Raw genomic sequence first — 866 nt, 5'->3', positions numbered from 1 at the left:
AGCCTGGCCAGCCTGGCCGTGCGCGGCACGCTGGCGCTGTTCGGGGCGGCCAGCGGACCCGTTCCGCCGTTCGATCCTCAGCGCCTCAACGCCGCCGGCTCGGTGTTCTTGACCCGCCCCTCGCTGGCCCACTTCATCCGCACCGGCCAGGAATTCAGTTGGCGGGCAGAGGAATTGTTCGACGCGATCGCCGGCGGCGCCATCACCGTCGAAGTGGGTGGGCGGTATCCGCTCGCCGAGGCCGCGCGCGCCCATCACGACCTGCAGGGCCGCAAGACGGCGGGCTCGATCGTGCTGCTGCCCTGAGGGGCCGGCCGAGGCGTCGAGTGTGGGGCCTACGGACGGATTCCAGGCGGATTTTGTACCTGGGCCCCACGTTCGGCGTCGGATGTGGCCGCTGTGACTGAGACTCAGAACAGGTGCGGCAGCGCGATCACCGAATCGACCGCCAGCGCGCAGAAGACCACCGCGAGATAGTTGTTCGATTGCAGGAACAACCGCAACGGTTTGACCGGCTCGCCGGCGCGAACCCCGGCGTACAGCTGGTGGGCCATCGCCAGGAACCACACCCCGGCGGCCACGGCGACCGCCGCGTACAGCCAGCCGGTGGCCAGGGCCAGCGCCAGCGTCGACAACACCGTCAGCCAGCTGTAGATGAGAATCTGCTTGGTGACTTCACGCTCGGTCGCCACGGCGGGCAGCATGGGGACGCCGGCGGCCTTGTAGTCGTCCTTGTAACGCATCGCCAGCGCCCAGGTGTGCGGCGGCGTCCAGAAGAAGATGACCGCGAACATCACCAGCGCCGGCCAGCCGATGGTGCCGGTGACGGCCGACCAGCCGATCATCACCGGCATGCAGCCGGCCGC

The 866-nt window shown here is 69.2% G+C and carries 2 protein-coding genes; one reads left to right on the top strand and one right to left on the bottom strand.

From position 1 onward, the window contains the following. A partial coding sequence (locus A9X04_RS21325) for a zinc-binding dehydrogenase (protein WP_156764462.1) occupies window positions 1-306 on the top strand: 306 nt, incomplete at its 5' end. Window positions 307-410: 104 nt separating this feature from the next. Here A9X04_RS21325 and A9X04_RS21320 read toward each other — a convergent pair. Then, window positions 411-866: UbiA family prenyltransferase (locus tag A9X04_RS21320; RefSeq protein ID WP_197509270.1), on the bottom strand; the 456-nt coding region annotated here is incomplete at its 5' end.

The sequence above is a fragment of the Mycobacterium sp. E3247 genome, from assembly GCF_001667785.1.
In the GTDB taxonomy this organism is placed as follows: Bacteria; Actinomycetota; Actinomycetes; order Mycobacteriales; family Mycobacteriaceae; genus Mycobacterium.
Note: the sequence above shows the minus strand (reverse complement) of the source record. Positions and strands in the feature narration are given on the sequence as shown.